Raw genomic sequence first — 16,592 nt, 5'->3', positions numbered from 1 at the left:
ACGAAAATGAAACAGCTCATAATTGCCCTGATCGGTTTATTGACCCTCAGCGGTTGTCAGGTATCTCTGGCGCAAAATAAGAACAGTATAGATCGTTGTATCGAAAAATGGCAGGATAAGCCCGGTGTGAGAAAGGAGGTCGTTGTAAATCGCAGTCCTGATACCGGAAAAATACGTAGTCAGATTATTTCCGTTGCAAGTAGAAAACCGGAGTTCCAGCGTGAAATGTTAAAAGCATTTGAGTCTGAAAAGGCAAATTTCCAGTCTGTTTCCGAACAGAAAAGCAATTCGGAAGGAAAAGATGCGGTAAGGCGTACTAATATAACATTGAGCAAGCAGAATAAATCCGGTGAAGAATCTACGCTGGTTTATGTTTTGGATATAAGGAATGATCGTACCGATGTGACTTCGATTTTGAATTATGGAGGAAGAAATAAAAAAGCAACGGTAATAAGGGGAAAAGGTATACACCGGATTGTACATCGTGGCAATTCACTGATTTTCACCGATTCCACAGGTACCGGAAGTGTTTTTATAGCCGAAAATATACGGGGGAAGAAGCTGAACCTGATGCTTTCTGACAGTTACAATACACGTCTTTCGGATTTGAATTCAGCACAGTTTCAGAAGTTGACAAAGGAAGAGATGGCCGATTTGCAGAAAAAGATCGAAGCATTCCAAACTCGCTTCAAATCATCGTCTTTCGGGCGAAAAGATATGAAAATCAATGGTTTGAGTGTAAAGGATCTGGATAAAGTGCTGGATATTCGTAACGTCGATGAGTGGCGTGTCATGAAGACCCCCGACGGTAAAAAAATCTATCGGAAACAAGCGTAAATCATACTCTGCGTATAACGGTGTGTCATCATGCGCAAATTACTGCGTTGCTTGCGACCCTCGGCTTGGTTCACGTACCTCATGAGCCTCAGTCTTAGCGTCTTGTACTTTGAGCATTCTGACGTACTTCAAAGGGGCTGTGTCAAAATCTCTTTTTGGCACAGCCCGCGTTTTCTTCCGGAAACAATGAAAACAAATCTGATGCAGTTTTCAAATGATTTTCGGGTAAACTCTTAATTCCTCTAATAATATAGATAGAAAGCGAAAAATACGTTCGTTTTTTCTTATTGAAAAAACAGAAGGCACTCAAAAAACAATATGATGAAAACAGTATTTATTTGTTGGGCTTTTTTGTTTGTATCGGCAGGCTTAAAAGCGCAGCACGGCGGTTTTTATTCTTTTAAGCAGAATGAAAAAATCTCTTATTGCAAGACAAGAGGATCTACGCCTGATAATATTGTCCGGATGGATAATAACTGGGCATTACTGCTTACCATGAGAACGCCCCAATCAAAAAAAGATTTGGATGCTCTCGGCATTCCATATACCGACAGCCAATTACGGCTACTGGAGGAATGGAATTTGATAAAGAGAGAAAAAGATTTGTATCAAACGACGATGATCATTTTGGACAGTCTGCACACGTCGAAGCTAAGGGAATATTCCCGGGAACTTTCAGGCTCCCTGACTTCGATGATTAAACAGGATGTATCGGAATTGGTAAATCTGTTGTCCGGTATAGGACGGGAAGAGAATGCTTACAGTATTTTGTTTTCATATGTTATAGATGGTTTGGTGTGGCGATGTCTGGAAGAAAAAGGCTTGATAAAGAGGCCTGAATTAAACCTTGAAAATCCTTTTTGGAACGGTGAGTTTTGGACCCTTTATCCCAAAAGAGGTTTTTATTGCGGAACAAACAGTCTTTCAGACAAAGGATACTCGATTAAGATAAATTGGAGTGAGAAAGCAATTTCCAAAATGCACCCTTTTATTACTCGTGTAAGGTTGTTGGAGCAATTTCTGGATAACATTATTGCCAAAGGTAGAGTTACAGATCCGGAGGTTCTTGCAGAGTTTTCGGATTTTAATCTGTTTGACAGCGACGGGAGAATAACTATTCCGGTTATTGTTGAAAACAACGATAACCCGATATATGCTCTTTCTCGTAAGATCGCTGCTTCGATAGCTCGTTTTCTTGAAACCGGTTTGGATATGGTATGGCTGAAAAAAGAATTTTATTTTCACAGCGATGCTCAAACGATAATTATTCTGTATCACGAAATGCTTTGGGATATACTTTCCCGATTGGAGAAAGAGGAGGTTATAACCAAGCCTATCATATTTAGCGATACGGAAAAGGCAAAACAGGAAAGTGTTTCGGACTTGGTGTTTCTTGTAAAAGAAAAAGATTGTTGATTTCTGATTTCAATACTTTTTCGGTATCGTTTTAATGATTTTTTTCAAAATTCGGTATTGCGGGATAGAATTTATTTAACTTTATCGATACGCCATGTAACGGGTGTGTTGATTACCGATCGATAGTAAATAAATACCTGAAAATGAAAAAGACTTTTTATCTCCTTTGTTTCCTTTCCTTGTTCCTGCTTTTCACCGGAGTTTTGAGGGGGCAGAATGATAGCACCACCCTTAAACTTATTTATCTTAACCGGGAATTGTCTTTGCTTAATGACTTGAATAATATTCAGTATACCGGTTTCGAATGCCGGGACAGTCTTGCTAAAGGCAAACGTTTCCTGCTTTTATTGGAAGAGTATCGTGACGGTCATAAAATTTTTTCCGATACGGCTTCGCTGAACTGTAAAGAGGAGGTTATCCCTATGAATGTGGGAGGTAAGACAATGAACTACCTCTATAACCCATGCGAGAGGATGTCTTTTTTGGAGGAAGCCGATTCTTTTATCGTGGCTCTTGCCGGAAAATTGGAGGGTGACCGGTTCAAATTGCTTGTCTCTTACCCTTCGATGACTGTGAAGAAGGATCTGAAAGGCGGTTCCGAGTATTCGCTTCGCTCCATCTCTTGCGATGCCGATGATAATATGCGGGTTCCTTTTAACCGGCTGACTCCTGTTTTTGCCTATACGCCTCCTTTTCAAACCGAACAGGGTATGGGATCATATTGTATTTTGGGAACGGAAAAGGTGGAAGACTGGTACGAGAGGTTCAAAGTGTTCCATTATTATGTGATCTCTTTGCTGATCGAATAGATGATTCTGAAGGTAATCTTCAAAATAATATTGTGTTCAATAACAAAAGGGCTGTGTCAAAACATGGAATTGAGAGAAGTTCCCTTTCATATTGATAGTTACTACCCTTTCTAATCAAATAAACAATCGCTATCATTGAGTTTTAGCTCTTTGATAGCGATTGTTCTTTACAAATGACAGTTGATTTAGGGAAAATGGAGTTTTGACACACCTTCTTTGCCTTGTGGGAGTATTTCCGCTATCAGATGCCGAACTTGATGCCTATGGTAGTGTATCTTAAATCGGGGCCTTTATCTTTGGTGAAAATAGAGACCGGCGTATAAGTTCCTTCCAGACTGAACCAACCGTAACGAATGCTTGCGCCTATTTCGGGAATGAACGGTCGCAGGTCGTTATTTCCATCGTATCTTGTTTCCTTACCGTTAATCCACGTTTTCATGCTCGAAGCCGTTTTGATCTTCAGCCCTGCGAAAGCATAGAGTCTCAAGGACTTGATTTCGGAGAACGGTCTTACCGATACGATGGCCCTTGTATTGAAGTAAGTCACTTTCATCCGGTTTTTTCCAAACTCATCTCCTTTGGGTAATTCAAAGTATTCGGTTTCTCCTTTGGCATTTCGTTTCAGGGTATATCCGGGCATTACGTTCAGGCGGTTGAAGTCGAACGAAGTGCTTAAAATATATTCCATAGCCCCTTTGTTGTAGTGAAAACTCAATAAACCCAAAGAAAAGCGACGGCTGCCGGACTGTTCCATGCGTCCGTTTTGTCCATGAAACTGTATGGCGCTGAATCCGAAAGAGAGTATCCCCATACTGGTACGTCCTTTCTTACAGTCTTTAGAATAGTCATGCGGTACAAACGGTATGCGTATGAAGTCAGTGCCGAATGTTTGTTCCTCTCGGCGGTTGAGATCATATACCCCACGGAATACCCGGCGTGTTTTTACGGTGTCTGCCTGTCCCGTAATGCGATGTACCGTTACATCCATTTTGCCGTTTTTCTTTTCAATGGTTATCAGTTCGTTATCCACGCGAATGGTGGTATCTGCCGGATTGGCCGGTTTTAAGGCAAAAGAGGGTAGTGTCAATAAAGCCGAGAGTACAGCCGTTAAGTAGAATTTTCGTGTTAGCATAGGGTAATTCGTATTAAGTATTATTCAATCGATTATTTCTTTCCGTGTAGCAGGTTAAGAAGTTCTTGGCTATCGATTTCTCCCTGCATATAAATAAGAATGATATGATTTCTGTTGCGATCGTATCGGTAGAGCAGATAAGACGAGTTCGCGCCGCTTACATCCAGACGGTAGTAAGCCGAAACAAGATAGCCGCTGTCATAGACCTCCTGAATGTCGTCGGAGTTACGCTTATCCTGTGTGATTACCAGCTGTACGTCTTTTACCATTTCAGCTGTCGGATTTTTCAGCGTAAGCGTTATCATACGCTTAAGTCCCTTCACGCCGAATACTTCACCGCCTTTTCGCTTGAGTGTGTCTTCTTCCAGATTGACCAATGAGGCGCTTTTGTGCCGGGCATATTTTTTGAAGATTCGGCTGACGGCATGATTTTGAGGAAAGTCGGCGGGGGCATTCGCCGCCCGTGCCGGCTGCCACAGCATCAGGAGCAGCAGCAAAGTCGGGATAAAACTTCGTAAAAACATTTTTTTCATATCATCGTTACCATTGAATGTTTTCTAAATCCTGCATGGGGTCATAGGCCACGTCATTCAGGGCTTTCTCTGCAAGCCTCAACGCTTCTTCTTCGCTTTCCAAAGGTTTCCCCGCAGTAAGTCCCATAGTTGGCAGTTCACTGTTGTTTCCTCTTTCGTTTAAGCCTGTTTTAAGAACCAGCAGCAGAGCTACAGCAGCTGCCATAGAGGTCAAAGTCATCAGAAAATACCGATGAGGACGGCGATTACGAGGCGGTTGTTGTTCCGTCGTTACGGGTTCGTCATTTTTCTGAGATACCATGGTCGCTTTCTCTCTGTTGTCTGCTGCCTCGGTCAGCAGCATGCGCAGCACCCTGTCCTGTGCTGTAAGCCGACTTTCGTCCATCCTTCGCAGTAGCCCGGCCAGTTCGTTTTCTTCTGCCACCGATGTCCTGCCCTGCATGTATTGCTCCGCCAAGTTGCGGTAGCGTTCGTATAAGTTGCTGTTCTTAGTCATTTCATCAAAGGCATTAAGTAATCTTTCATCTGTTTGCGCGCCCTGCTCAGATGATTGTGTATGGCATCTATCCGCAGGTTTAACAGCTCGGCTATCTCATTGCATTCATAGCCTTGCAGTTCATGCAGTTCGTAAACCTGTCTCCGCAGGGCCGGCAGTTGTGCTACGGCCTTTTGGAGCAGCTCGCTCAGTTCATACTGTTCCGCTTCCGTCCATGTTTGAGGTGCTGTCTTTTTGTACTCCATACCCTCTTCGTCCAATCGTTCCGTGCGTTTATTACGCAAGTCGTCTATGACGATATGCCGGAGGGCGGTGTGACAATAAGCCCGGATCGATTTCACTTCGGCCAGGTTGTCACGCATCTGCCACAGTTTGATAAGCAGTTCGCTTACAGCATCTTCCGCACGTTCTGCATCGCCTTCATACATTTGGGCGGCAATACGTTCCAATTCCGGGCGCAGCACGGTCACTTGGTTTATGAAGCTGTTTTGTTTCATCGTTCTATTCTATAGACGGACGAAGGTATCATTTCCTATCATTGTTTGATGAAATAGCTGCAAAAATCTCCTTAAGGCTTGTTGGGAGCTGTTCGCCTCAAGGAGATTATCGGTTTGAAGTTAAACAAAGAATGGTTTTTTTACTTTTTCTTCTCTTTTTTGTTGAGCGTGTGTTCCAGAATAATGACAGCAATAACACCCATCACAAATCCATTACCCAGAATTGGGCGCAGCAGTACCGGGATGGCGCTCACGATCGGTCCGGGCAGGAATACGGTAACGAGTGCCAACATAATGGGGAAAGCTATGACAATGGCATCGTTGAAGTTCTTGACCAGATTATTCGTGCCGATCATTTGCAGGGAAGAGCCCAGCTGTGTGATCATCAGGTAAAGCAGGATGATACCCATAACCGATTCGGGAATGGATGTCAGGAAAAGGATGATACCGGGGAACAGGGCACAGAGTATTAGTCCTGCTCCGGCCGGTATCAGTGCATAGCGGGAGGCACAACCCGTACTCATGATGATGCCCGGACTCATGGAGAAATCCACGGGGCCGATAACTCCGAAAAGACCATTTAGAGCATTGAACAGCCCAGTGAAGCGCAGCCCTCTGACCGTTCTTGGCGTTTCGTCTCCCGAACGTATGGCTTGGCTGACAGCCTGCACCGAACCTAACTCATTGATGAACAGTGCTACATAGCAAAAAAGAAAAGCCAGCAGCACACCCGGTTCTATTTCAAATGCCGGCAGGAAAAATGTTTTCGAATTCTCTTCGGATGCCGGGAAAGCAGGCATACTCCAGTCCGAAATCAATAAGCGGTAGGCCAAAGTGCCGGCAACGATACCCCAAAGCAGGACGGTGGATTTCCAGATACCCAGGAGTAAACTGTTGCTTATCATTAAGATAATCGTGAAGGCGACGAAAAATACGTACTTAAGCGATGGTGGGAGTACTCCGGAGAATGAAAGATCGATAATGGTGGGCATCAGCGTCACAGCAATCAATGCCAGGATAACGGCTACGATGCGTGGAGAGAAAAGATCTTTCAGGTTTTTCAACCACGGAGTGAAGGAGAGAGCAAACAGCAAAACTCCTCCCGTGATGATAGCAGTATATATCGAAGCTGTGCTTTCGGATTGAGATGCTATGATGCCCACCAGCAACACCGTGGCAGGCCCGATGATGATCGGTAACCTGTGTCCCCATAATACTTGCACGATAAGGGCTGTGCCGATCAGTGCAAACAGCTTTTGTGTGTAAAACGTTTTCTCGGTAAGAGTGTCGAATTGTAAGTTACCCACAAGGCTGCCGATAATCAGCAGAATAGGCATTGTGGCCAGAAACCACTGGATACCGTAGAGTGCAAGTGGCAGCCATCCCGGTTTATCATTTAACCCGTAATTGAATTTCAGAGCATTTTCTTTTTCCATACTTCACCCCTTTCATTTTGATTTATCTGCTTTTGAACCTGAGCCTTTGATTTTTTATCGAAACACCTAAAGTTACGGTATATATTTTTCTTCTATCCACAGGAAGAGGTATTCAGCAATTATTGCAGGAATTTATAGGCTTCGTGAATGGGGTTAAACGTTTTCGGTACACGTCACGTCACGTTCCAGTACACGTCATGGCGTGAAATTCTCTGTCTGATGGTTGAAAATCCTTGTTAAGGAAAATAAAAATCCAAGTTAACTTCGTTGAAAATCCTTTGCCTGAAGAATTTTCAACCATCAGGCAGAGAATTCTCGCTCTTGTTATCTTCTTCTGTTCGAGACGATTGGGTTTTCGTTTTGAAATCCGGTGTCTTTATTCTTTTTATCGGACTCGATAGGCTTTTTACCATACAGCAATTGACAAAAAAGCCCGGCAGTGTTTTCACATCTGTGCCGGGCTTTGTGTATTCGGGTTCGTAAAAGAACCGCAGAAAGAATTATTTTTTTAACCAACGGTCTAACCAACCGAAGAAGGTGCGATGCCAGAGCAGAGCGTTCTGCGGTCTTAAAATCCAGTGATTTTCATCGGGGAAAATGAGCATCTCGGTGGGGATGCCGCGCATCTTGGCTGCATTGAATGCGGCCATACCTTGTGAGGCTAAGATACGGAAATCGAGCTCGCCGTGAATAATCAGGATGGGAGTATCCCATTTGTCTATAAATTTGTGAGGAGAGGTCGCAAAGGTACGTTGTGCCACTTTATTGTCTTTTTCCCATGGAGCACCGCCCATATCCCAATTGGCAAACCACATTTCTTCCGTGGTCATGTATTGCATCTCCAGATTGAAGATACCGGCATGAGCGATAAAAGCAGCAAAACGTTTGTCGTGATTGCCGGCAAGCCAGTAAGTGCTGAACCCACCGTAGCTTGGACCTACGCAGCCGATATGCTTTTCGTCTACATAAGGTTCTTGCTTCACGGCATCCACGGCTGCCATATAATCTTTCATATTCTGGCCGCCATAGTCCCCGCTGATCTGTTCATTCCATTTCTTACCGAAGCTCGGTACGCCGTGACGGTTGGGGGCTATAACGATGTAGCCCTGCTCGGCCATCAGCCGGAAGTTCCAGCGGAAGCTCCAGAACTGGCTGACAGCATCCTGCGGACCACCCTGACAGAAGAGTACGGCAGGATATTTCTTCGTGGCATCGAAGCCCGGGGGGAGTATTACCCAAACAAGCATTTTTTCTCCGTTGGTGGTGTCTACCCAGCGTTTTTGTACGGTAACACCGGTCAGAGAACCGAGTTTTTCTTTGTTCTCATCGGTTATTTGAAGAGGTTTGCCTGTGCGTATATTCACGCTGTACAGATCGGTGGGTACCTGCATGGACTGACGGCCTGCCAGCATCTTGCCATTGCGGATCACAAAGCCGGTGTAGTTATGTACGCCTTCTTCGGTGAGACGATCGATCTTGCGGCTCTTTACATCGATTTGCCAGATATCCGTAACGGCCTCTTTACAGCTTACGAAGTAGATGCGTTTGCCGTCTGCCGACCAGCTGGGCGACTCTACGTTGCACTCGAAACCTTCGCTCAGATAAGTTTTCTTGCCCGTGGCCAGATCCATCACGAAAAGACGTTTGAGGTCGGATTCGTAGCCGTCATGCTCCATGCTCACCCAAGCCAGTGTTTTACCGTCAGGGCTGAAGGCCGGAGCCGTATCGTAACCCATCATGCCTTCGGATACGTTCTGTGTCTTACCGGTGGAAATGTCGTACAGATAAATATCCGAGTTTGTGGAAAGAGAGTATGCCAGACCCGTTTTTTTACGACAGGCGTAGGCGATTGTTTTGCCATCGGGGCTGAAACTTACATCTTCAAGATCGTTGAAAGGAAGCATAGGCAGTTCGTAGGGTTCGTCTTTACCCAAAATGTCCGTTCCTTCTTTGATCATACTTTCGCCTACCTTTGCCACATAGGTGTGAGGAATGTTTTCCACCCACTGATCCCAGTGTTTGTACATAAAATCCGTAACTAAACGGCCGGTGGCCTGAGGCAGGTCTGCGTACGGTTGTTTGAAACTTTTGTCATAGGGAATGTCTTTGACAAAAAGCAGCTGTTTGCCGTCTGCACTGAATTTATAGTCGTTTACACCGCCTTCCACATCGGTAAACCGACGTTTATCGCTACCGTCCGGGAGCATCGTCCAGATTTGTGACGAACCGCTTTCCGAGGTAAGATAAGCGATACGTTCGGGAGAAGACCCGGGTATCCATTTGGGGCTGTGTGCGCCTTTAGGCATATCGGTTATCTGTGTGCGTCCGCTACCGTCCATCATTACTTTGAAAAGTTGTGTGACGGATTTGTTGGTTTTAACGTCAGGAAAAGAAACGGCATATACCGCAGTATTGCCTTTGGCATTCAGGTCAAAACCTCCTACGCGGGAGAGTGTCAGAAAAACTTCCGGCGTCAGTGTACGCACCGGTTCTCCTTTCGGCCCGGAAGCAGAGCTGCCCAGTGGCGCCATGGCCATCAAGCCGGCCGATAAGCATAACATTTTGATTTTCTTCATGGATTTGTAATGGGTTAATTTATTTTATGTTGGAAATTTTCTTTTGCCAGTTCCATGCGCTCAGGAGCGTTTCGCCCAGCTCTTTCCGGGCATGCCAGCCGAGAACTTTGTTAGCCTTGTTCGGATTGGCCCATACCTGTTCGATGTCTCCCTCGCGCCTACCCACGATTTTATGTGGCACGGATATGCCTGTGACCTCTTCGAACACCCGAATCAGTTCCAGCACACTTACACCTTTGCCGGTACCCACGTTGAAGACTTCCAGGCGGGCGTTGTCGTTTCCCGGTGAAAGCATACGGCGAATAGCCACTACGTGAGCAGCAGCCAAATCCTGCACATTGATATAGTCGCGTATGCAACTGCCGTCGGAGGTATTATAGTCATTGCCGAAAACACTCAGTTCCTTGCGTATGCCTGCCGCCGTTTGTGTGAGGTAGGGGATCAGGTTTTGAGGTACGCCGATGGGCAATTCGCCGATAAGTGCGGAGGGATGAGCGCCGATAGGGTTGAAGTAACGCAGGAGGATGGCCTTGAAAGGCGCTCCGGCGTGGATGGTATCGCGAATGATCTCTTCGTTTATCTGTTTGGTATTGCCATAGGGCGAGAGTGCCGGTTTGATGGGGGCATCTTCTGTTACCGGCAGGTTGTCGGGCTGCCCGTAGACTGTGCAGCTGGAGCTGAACACAATGCCTTTCGTTCCATGGCGTTGCATGGCTTCGAGCATAACGATAAGCGAGAGGAGGTTGTTCCTGTAGTATAGCAATGGTTTTTCCACCGACTCTCCCACAGCCTTGCTGGCTGCAAAGTGGATAACCCCCGTGATGGACGGATTTTCCCGGAATATTTGTTCTATCAGTTCGGCGTCGTTACAGCTTCCTTTATAGAAGCGGGGCATGATGCCGGTGATGGCTTCGATGCCGTCGAGTACTTCAATATTCGAGTTGGACAGGTCATCGATGATGACTACGTCATAGCCTGCCTGCTGAAGTTCGACCGTGGTGTGCGAGCCTATATAGCCCGTGCCGCCGGTAACCAGTATGGATTGTTTCATATTGTTTATGGTTCGTCTGTTTATAATATCATACGAAAAAAGAAGAGATAAATCTTACAGCGCCCGGTTGATCTGTTCGATATAGTCCAGCAGATTGTCGCGCCCTGTTTTTTGCTGGGAGGATGTTACGAAGACCGGGGGAAGTTCTTCCCACTCTTCGGCCAGCTTGCTTTTGAAGCGTTCCAGCGATTCGTTCAGCCTGGTGTTCGATAGTTTATCGCTTTTGGTCAGTACGATGCTGAAGGGGACGCCGTTTTCTCCTAACCAGCGGATAAACTCCATGTCTATGGCTTGCGGCTCGTGCCGGGAGTCTACCAGAACGAAAAGATTGGTCAGCTGTTCACGCTTCAGGATATAGGTACGTATGATTTTTGCCAGTTGCTCGCGTTGCTGTGCACCCCTTTGTGCATAACCGTAGCCCGGCAGGTCTACGAGATACCATTCGTTGTTGATCAGGAAGTGGTTGATAAGCAGGGTTTTTCCCGGTTTTTGAGATGTCATGGCCAGCCCTTTGTGGTCGGTGAGCATGTTGATAAGGGAAGATTTGCCCACATTGGAACGCCCGATGAATGCGTATTCCGGTTTATTGTCTGCGGGGCATTTGTTTACATCGGTATTACTGATGACAAACTCTGCTGATTTGATTTTCATAAGAAAGAGCGTGTTTTGCTGCGTTCGTTAGTGTGCCTAATAAGTCAGGATAGGCTTGATATATGCCGCTCTTGCGGCAGAAAAAAGCTATCTTTGCTAATAGTGCTTTACAAATATAGTTAATAACTAAGAAGTGAATAGCCCGTAGACGGCATGAACGCTTAAGAATGATATGCTCTTTGCAATTCCGGCTAAATATTGCTTCTATTATAATTAAGGTATAAATCATGAACAAATCGTTATCTGTGCTGATATATGCCCTTGTGTGGGTCGTACTCGTTTTGATCCAGTCCCTGCTGTTGTCGGGTAACGGTGCGAATGTCGCCTTTTGGCAGCAGCCGTCGCGCTATTATTCAGTCTGGTTTGTGGATCTTTATTTGATAATCCTTTTCTATGCCAACTATTATGGCTTTGCCGTTTCGTTTATTCGCCGGCGCATGTTTAAGCAATATGTGTGGCTGGCCGTTTTAGTTGCTGTAATCGGTTTATTGTTGCCTGTTATTTTTTATCATGCATTTCATTGGACGTTGCCCGGAACTGCTCCGGAAGCAGTGCCGTTCTCTTCACTGGGTGCTGTGGGAGCTATTGCCGTAATGGCTATAGGCCTTGCTGTCAGAGGTGTTGGCGAGTGGGTAAAGCTGGAAGCTGCAAATAAAGAGTTGAAAGATGAAATACAGACTCTGCAGAAAAAACTTGCCGGCACCGGAACTCCGGCAGTAACGGCAAAACCTGAGCGAAACGACGAAGACGGTAAAACTCCGATAGCTCCGCTGGAAACTCCTGACCAAAACAACCAGAGAACGGGTATGTTCGGAAAACTTAACGACGATACTCCGTTATAGTTCGTGCGTATTTCGTATATTTATCGTCAAAAGATATTTTTACAAAATTTAATTAACGAGTCTGGGACCGGGGAATCCAATGAGATGGACACGGGTGTTTCCGGGCTAAAAAATCCTATAAAATGCAAGATAGCGAAGACAGGATCATAAATATCAATATTGAAGATGAAATGAAGACCGCCTACATTGATTATTCAATGTCGGTTATTGTATCTCGTGCGCTACCGGATGTTCGCGATGGCTTCAAACCCGTTCACAGACGCGTGCTGTTTGCTATGAACGATATGGGGAATACTTATAGCAATCCTACACGTAAATCGGCCAAGGCCGTGGGTGAGGTGATCGCTAAATACCACCCGCACGGAGACTCTTCCGTTTACATGACTATTGTACGTCTGGCTCAATCCTGGAGTTTGCGTTATCCGCTGGTTCAGGGACAGGGTAACTTCGGTTCCATAGATGGAGACTCTCCTGCTGCCATGCGTTACACCGAGTGTCGCTTGAGCGAGATTGCCGGAGAGATGCTTCGGGATATTGAAAAAGATACTGTCGATTTTCAGAATAATTTTGACGATACCATTCAGGAACCGACCGTTTTGCCTACGCGATTGCCCAACCTTTTGATAAACGGTGCTTCGGGTATTGCCGTGGGTATGGCTACGAATATGGCCCCTCATAACCTTTCCGAATGTATCGACGGCTGCGTGGCTTATATCGATTCAAAAGGCGATATCGATGTGGATGGTCTGATGCAGTATATCAAGGCTCCGGACTTTCCGACCTCCGGTCTGATTTACGGTTATGACGGTGTAAAGGAGGCTTTCCACACAGGACGTGGAAGGGTAGTGATCCGTAGCCGTGCGGAGATAGAGGAACATAACAACCACGAACGTATCGTGGTGACGGAGATACCGTATGTCGTGAATAAGGCGGAAATGGTGTCTCATATTGCCCAGCTGATCAATGAGAAGCGATTGGATGGTATTGCGAATATTACGGACGAGTCCAATCGTTTGGGTATCCGTATTGTGATCGATGTCAAGCGGGATGCCAATGCAAATGTGGTACTTAACAAACTGTACAAGATGACCGCTTTGCAGAGCTCTTTCAGTATCAATAATATTGCTTTGGTGAAAGGACGTCCCGAGCTGCTGAACCTTAAAGATCTGGTTCGCGAATTCGTTGAACACCGCCACGAAGTCGTGGTGAGACGTACCCGTTTCGATTTGAAGAAAGCCCAGGAACGTGCACATATTCTGGAAGGATTGCTCATAGCCGTAGATAATATCGATGAAGTGATCCGTTTGATTCGGGAGTCTCAAAGTCCGCAAGAGGCTATCGAGGCCTTGATGAAGCGCTTTGACCTGACTAACATACAGGCACGTGCCATCGTCGATATGCGACTGAGAGCCCTTACCGGACTGGAGCGTGATAAACTGAGAGCCGAGTATGAAGAATTGGCACGGTTGATCAACGAACTGCAGGAAATACTGGCTTCTGAAGAAAAGCAGATGCAGGTGGTGAAAGATGAATTGCTCGAAGTCAAGGAAAAGTATGGCGATGCGCGCAGAACGGAAATCGTTTATGCCAGTGAAGACTTCAACCCCGAAGATTTCTATGCGGATGATCAGATGATTATCACCCTGTCTCACATGGGATATATCAAACGTACACCGCTTTCCGAGTTCCGTGCACAGGGACGCGGAGGAGTCGGTTCGCGCGGCGCCGATACCAAGTCGGAAGACTTTGTCGAGTTTATCTATAACGCTTCCATGCATGCTACCCTGATTTTCTTTACAGAGCAGGGTAAATGCTATTGGTTGAAAGTCTACCAGATACCGGAGGGATCACGTACCGGTAAAGGACGCGCTATCCAGAATTTGCTGAATCTCGATACCAATAATCGCGTGAATGCCATTGTGTGGGTGAAGAATCTTACTACGGACAACCATTTTGTCAATACGCACTATTTGGTTTTCTGTACTAAACAGGGTTTGGTAAAGAAAACTCCGCTGGAGGCTTATTCAAGGCCTCGTGCCAATGGCGTTATTGCTATCGGTTTGCGTGAAGGAGACCGGGTGGTGAGCGTAAGACTGACAAACGGGCGTAATGAACTGGTTATTGCCAATCGCAACGGACGCGCCATTCGTTTCAGTGAGAATAAGATCAGACCCAGCGGCAGACCGTCTATGGGTGTACGCGGTATAACGTTGGATCAAGACGGCAGAGATGAGGTTATCGGTATGGTGGCCATTAAACATCCGGATGAGGAAACGATCTTAGTGATAAGCGAGAAAGGTTATGGTAAACGTTCTCATGTGGAAGACTACCGTGTGACCAATCGTGGCGGTAAAGGTGTTAAGACTTTGAATATTACCGAAAAGACCGGTAATCTGGTGGATATACGCTCGGTAACGAATGATCAGGGTTTGATGATTATCAATAAGAGTGGTGTAACTATCAGGTTGAATGTGGAGGAATTGCCCGTAATCGGTCGTGCTACACAAGGAGTGAGATTGATTAACCTGGAGAAGAGGGATGATGAAATCGCTTCTGTATGTGGTGTGGCCAATGAGGATAAAATAGATGAAACTTCTAAGCCGTCCGAGCAAGAGGATAGCAAGGTGGCAGACGGTGAACAGGAGGAATTGTTCCCACAGCCCGAGAAAGAAGAAAATATTGATGAAACCGAAGAGTAAAATCTAACAAAATTAGAAACCAATGAAAAAAGTTATTTATGCTTTGGGACTTGCCGTTATTGCTTCCGGTAGTGCCTTTGCTCAAAACGAGAATGTGAAGACTGCCGAACATATCTTGAAGTCTTCAAATCCGAATTTTAAAGAAGCTCGCACGTTGATTTCTGCAGCTAAAACAAATCCTGAAACTCAAAATAGCGCGAAAGCATGGTATATTGCAGGAGCTATTGAAAACGGAGAGTTTGAAACATTGAACCTGCAAAGCATGCTTCCCAATGCAACGGTCGATAAAAATGTAATGTACGATGCGTTGATGAACGTTTTGCCGAACTATATTGTTGCCGATTCCTTGGATCGGCTCCCTAATGAGAAAGGAAAGGTGAAACCGAAGTTTGAAAAAGCTATCAAGAAAGACCTGAAGACCAATTATCTTCACCTGATCAATGCCGGTGCTCATTATATGAATGAGAATGCCTACGCTAAAGCCATGAAAGCTTTTGAACAGTTCCTTGAAATCAAGAAACTCCCTATGTTCGAATCGGACAAAGATATGACTGCAATCGACTCCAATACCATGGTTGCCGGTTTTTATGGAGCGGTTTCAGCTTATCAGGCAAAAGATTTCGACGGTACCATTAAAATGTGCGAACGCATCAAAGACGTAGATTACCAAAAAAACGATGTTTATCAGTTGTGGGCAACGGCTTATCTGGGAAAAACCGATACGGTAAGTTATTTGCGCATATTGGATGAGGGTGCAAAGATCTTCCCGCAAGAGAAGTTTTATTTGCTGAACATTGCCAACACCTATATCCAACAGGGTAAGATGACCGAAGCTATTGCAAAGTTGGAAGAAGCAATCAAGATGGATCCGCAAAATCCTCAATTATATGATGTGATGGGCAAACTCTATGAAGAGAAGGAAGATTTTGATAATGCCGAGATTTGGTTTAAGAAAGCTCTTGAGGTGGATCCTAACTATGCCGAAGCGATATACGATATGGCGCGTACCTATTATAATCGCGGTATTCTTATGAAGAATTCGGAGAAAATCAGTGCCGAAACCGAAGCAAAAGCGAAGGAATGGTTCCAAAAATCATTGCCTTTGATGGAGAAAGCTTATGAGTCATTACCTAATGAAACATGGTATGTACTCAGTTCCCTCTATTACAATTTGGGAATGAACGACAAGAGTGAAGCTCTGAAAGCCAAACACAGCAACTAAGACTCGTCGAACACAAAAATTACTGTTATAAAACAATTTCAGCAGAACTATAAATTAAATCAAGAAATGGCAGGGTAAGAAATCCTGACAGGACTGAAAGCTTGAGTGTTCGTATTTATATTGGGGCTGTGTCAAAATGAATTTTGGCGCAGCTCCTTTTAGTTTTGGTTTGTGGTTGGTTAAGCCACCGGTTTTAGCCTTTGAGGGATATTTTTGTGTTTTTCGAGGAGGTGGAAGCGCATGAGGCCGAGATTGAGGGTTGATATAGGTCTTTTGGGAGTGTTTTTCGCCTTTCGAGCAACCTTAGCACATAGTTTCTTCAGATTAAAGGCCATAGCTAGAAAGGCGAAGTCCATCTTGACCTGCTCTAAGCCCATATGTCTGAAACGCCGATA

The 16,592-nt window shown here is 45.3% G+C and carries 15 protein-coding genes; 6 read left to right on the top strand and 9 right to left on the bottom strand.

What is annotated here, in order from left to right; genetic code table 11:
• Positions 1 to 6: 6 nt before the first annotated feature.
• The 3 genes from A3GI_RS0105600 to A3GI_RS0105590 all read left to right on the top strand — a co-directional run bounded on the left by A3GI_RS0105600 (position 7) and on the right by A3GI_RS0105590 (position 3,062).
• Positions 7 to 837 (top strand): DUF5024 domain-containing protein, encoded by an 831-nt coding sequence (locus A3GI_RS0105600; protein WP_018360489.1) that lies wholly within the window; start codon positions 7 to 9, stop codon positions 835 to 837.
• A gap of 318 nt (positions 838 to 1,155) precedes the next feature.
• The gene (locus tag A3GI_RS0105595) at positions 1,156 to 2,253 is read left to right on the top strand and encodes a hypothetical protein (protein ID WP_018360488.1); all 1,098 of its coding nucleotides are present in this window, start codon (positions 1,156 to 1,158) and stop codon (positions 2,251 to 2,253) included.
• 143 nt (positions 2,254 to 2,396) lie between these two features.
• Positions 2,397 to 3,062: a hypothetical protein gene (locus tag A3GI_RS0105590; protein ID WP_018360487.1), complete on the top strand. Its 666-nt coding sequence runs from the start codon at positions 2,397 to 2,399 to the stop codon at positions 3,060 to 3,062.
• A 241-nt stretch (positions 3,063 to 3,303) separates the two neighbouring features.
• On the opposite strand, the gene A3GI_RS11205 is transcribed toward A3GI_RS0105590, so the two are convergent.
• The 8 genes from A3GI_RS11205 to yihA form a co-directional block, all read right to left on the bottom strand.
• Entirely contained in the window at positions 3,304 to 4,194 is an 891-nt protein-coding gene (locus tag A3GI_RS11205; protein WP_018360486.1) for a hypothetical protein, read from the bottom strand.
• 32 nt (positions 4,195 to 4,226) lie between these two features.
• Positions 4,227 to 4,718 carry a DUF4252 domain-containing protein gene (locus A3GI_RS0105575; RefSeq protein WP_036870132.1) on the bottom strand — a complete coding sequence of 164 codons (492 nt, stop codon included), beginning with the start codon at positions 4,716 to 4,718 and terminating at the stop codon, positions 4,227 to 4,229.
• 16 nt (positions 4,719 to 4,734) lie between these two features.
• On the bottom strand, positions 4,735 to 5,223 hold the full coding sequence (locus tag A3GI_RS0105570; protein ID WP_018360484.1) for a hypothetical protein: 489 nt from the start codon (positions 5,221 to 5,223) through the stop codon (positions 4,735 to 4,737).
• Positions 5,220 to 5,720: an RNA polymerase sigma factor gene (locus tag A3GI_RS0105565; protein ID WP_018360483.1), complete on the bottom strand. Its 501-nt coding sequence runs from the start codon at positions 5,718 to 5,720 to the stop codon at positions 5,220 to 5,222. The genes A3GI_RS0105570 and A3GI_RS0105565 overlap by 4 nt, the downstream gene beginning before the upstream one ends.
• Positions 5,721 to 5,860: 140 nt before the next feature.
• Complete coding sequence (locus A3GI_RS0105560; RefSeq protein ID WP_018360482.1) at positions 5,861 to 7,156, bottom strand: uracil-xanthine permease family protein; 1,296 nt, start codon at positions 7,154 to 7,156, stop codon at positions 5,861 to 5,863.
• 500 nt (positions 7,157 to 7,656) lie between these two features.
• A complete protein-coding gene (locus tag A3GI_RS0105550) occupies positions 7,657 to 9,732 on the bottom strand; it encodes a S9 family peptidase (protein WP_018360480.1) in 2,076 nt (691 codons plus the stop codon).
• A 19-nt stretch (positions 9,733 to 9,751) separates the two neighbouring features.
• On the bottom strand, positions 9,752 to 10,783 hold the full coding sequence (gene galE, locus A3GI_RS0105545; protein WP_018360479.1) for a UDP-glucose 4-epimerase GalE: 1,032 nt from the start codon (positions 10,781 to 10,783) through the stop codon (positions 9,752 to 9,754).
• Between the two features lie 54 nt (positions 10,784 to 10,837).
• Positions 10,838 to 11,434 (bottom strand): ribosome biogenesis GTP-binding protein YihA/YsxC, encoded by a 597-nt coding sequence (gene yihA, locus A3GI_RS0105540; RefSeq protein ID WP_018360478.1) that lies wholly within the window; start codon positions 11,432 to 11,434, stop codon positions 10,838 to 10,840.
• A 227-nt stretch (positions 11,435 to 11,661) separates the two neighbouring features.
• Between yihA and A3GI_RS10655 the strand changes: the two genes are divergently transcribed.
• From A3GI_RS10655 to A3GI_RS0105525, 3 genes are all read left to right on the top strand, one after another.
• Positions 11,662 to 12,276, top strand: coding sequence for a hypothetical protein (locus tag A3GI_RS10655; protein ID WP_051074582.1), 615 nt, complete (start codon positions 11,662 to 11,664; stop codon positions 12,274 to 12,276).
• A gap of 122 nt (positions 12,277 to 12,398) precedes the next feature.
• Positions 12,399 to 14,975, top strand: a complete 2,577-nt coding sequence (gyrA, locus tag A3GI_RS0105530; protein WP_018360476.1) for a DNA gyrase subunit A — start codon at positions 12,399 to 12,401, stop codon at positions 14,973 to 14,975.
• A gap of 22 nt (positions 14,976 to 14,997) precedes the next feature.
• Complete coding sequence (locus A3GI_RS0105525; RefSeq protein ID WP_018360475.1) at positions 14,998 to 16,197, top strand: tetratricopeptide repeat protein; 1,200 nt, start codon at positions 14,998 to 15,000, stop codon at positions 16,195 to 16,197.
• A 179-nt stretch (positions 16,198 to 16,376) separates the two neighbouring features.
• Here the strand turns inward: A3GI_RS0105525 and A3GI_RS11800 are convergent.
• Positions 16,377 to 16,592, bottom strand: a 216-nt coding sequence (locus A3GI_RS11800; protein ID WP_018360474.1) for a transposase, incomplete at its 5' end; no start/stop codon positions are given.

Origin of the sequence: Porphyromonas macacae DSM 20710 = JCM 13914, assembly GCF_000379945.1 — a bacterium.
Lineage (GTDB): Bacteria > Bacteroidota > Bacteroidia > Bacteroidales > Porphyromonadaceae > Porphyromonas > Porphyromonas macacae.
This window is presented reverse-complemented; position numbering and strand designations above follow the sequence as displayed.

Coding starts and splice junctions, on each gene's coding strand:
- A3GI_RS0105565 (WP_018360483.1), bottom strand. CDS start 5,720: ATGAAACAAAACAGCTTCATAAACCAAGTGACCGTGCTGCGCCCGGAA.
- A3GI_RS0105560 (WP_018360482.1), bottom strand. CDS start 7,156: ATGGAAAAAGAAAATGCTCTGAAATTCAATTACGGGTTAAATGATAAA.
- yihA (WP_018360478.1), bottom strand. CDS start 11,434: ATGAAAATCAAATCAGCAGAGTTTGTCATCAGTAATACCGATGTAAAC.
- gyrA (WP_018360476.1), top strand. CDS start 12,399: ATGCAAGATAGCGAAGACAGGATCATAAATATCAATATTGAAGATGAA.
- A3GI_RS10655 (WP_051074582.1), top strand. CDS start 11,662: ATGAACAAATCGTTATCTGTGCTGATATATGCCCTTGTGTGGGTCGTA.
- A3GI_RS0105600 (WP_018360489.1), top strand. CDS start 7: ATGAAACAGCTCATAATTGCCCTGATCGGTTTATTGACCCTCAGCGGT.
- A3GI_RS0105575 (WP_036870132.1), bottom strand. CDS start 4,718: ATGTTTTTACGAAGTTTTATCCCGACTTTGCTGCTGCTCCTGATGCTG.
- A3GI_RS11205 (WP_018360486.1), bottom strand. CDS start 4,194: ATGCTAACACGAAAATTCTACTTAACGGCTGTACTCTCGGCTTTATTG.
- A3GI_RS0105550 (WP_018360480.1), bottom strand. CDS start 9,732: ATGAAGAAAATCAAAATGTTATGCTTATCGGCCGGCTTGATGGCCATG.
- A3GI_RS0105590 (WP_018360487.1), top strand. CDS start 2,397: ATGAAAAAGACTTTTTATCTCCTTTGTTTCCTTTCCTTGTTCCTGCTT.
- A3GI_RS0105525 (WP_018360475.1), top strand. CDS start 14,998: ATGAAAAAAGTTATTTATGCTTTGGGACTTGCCGTTATTGCTTCCGGT.
- A3GI_RS0105570 (WP_018360484.1), bottom strand. CDS start 5,223: ATGACTAAGAACAGCAACTTATACGAACGCTACCGCAACTTGGCGGAG.
- galE (WP_018360479.1), bottom strand. CDS start 10,783: ATGAAACAATCCATACTGGTTACCGGCGGCACGGGCTATATAGGCTCG.
- A3GI_RS0105595 (WP_018360488.1), top strand. CDS start 1,156: ATGATGAAAACAGTATTTATTTGTTGGGCTTTTTTGTTTGTATCGGCA.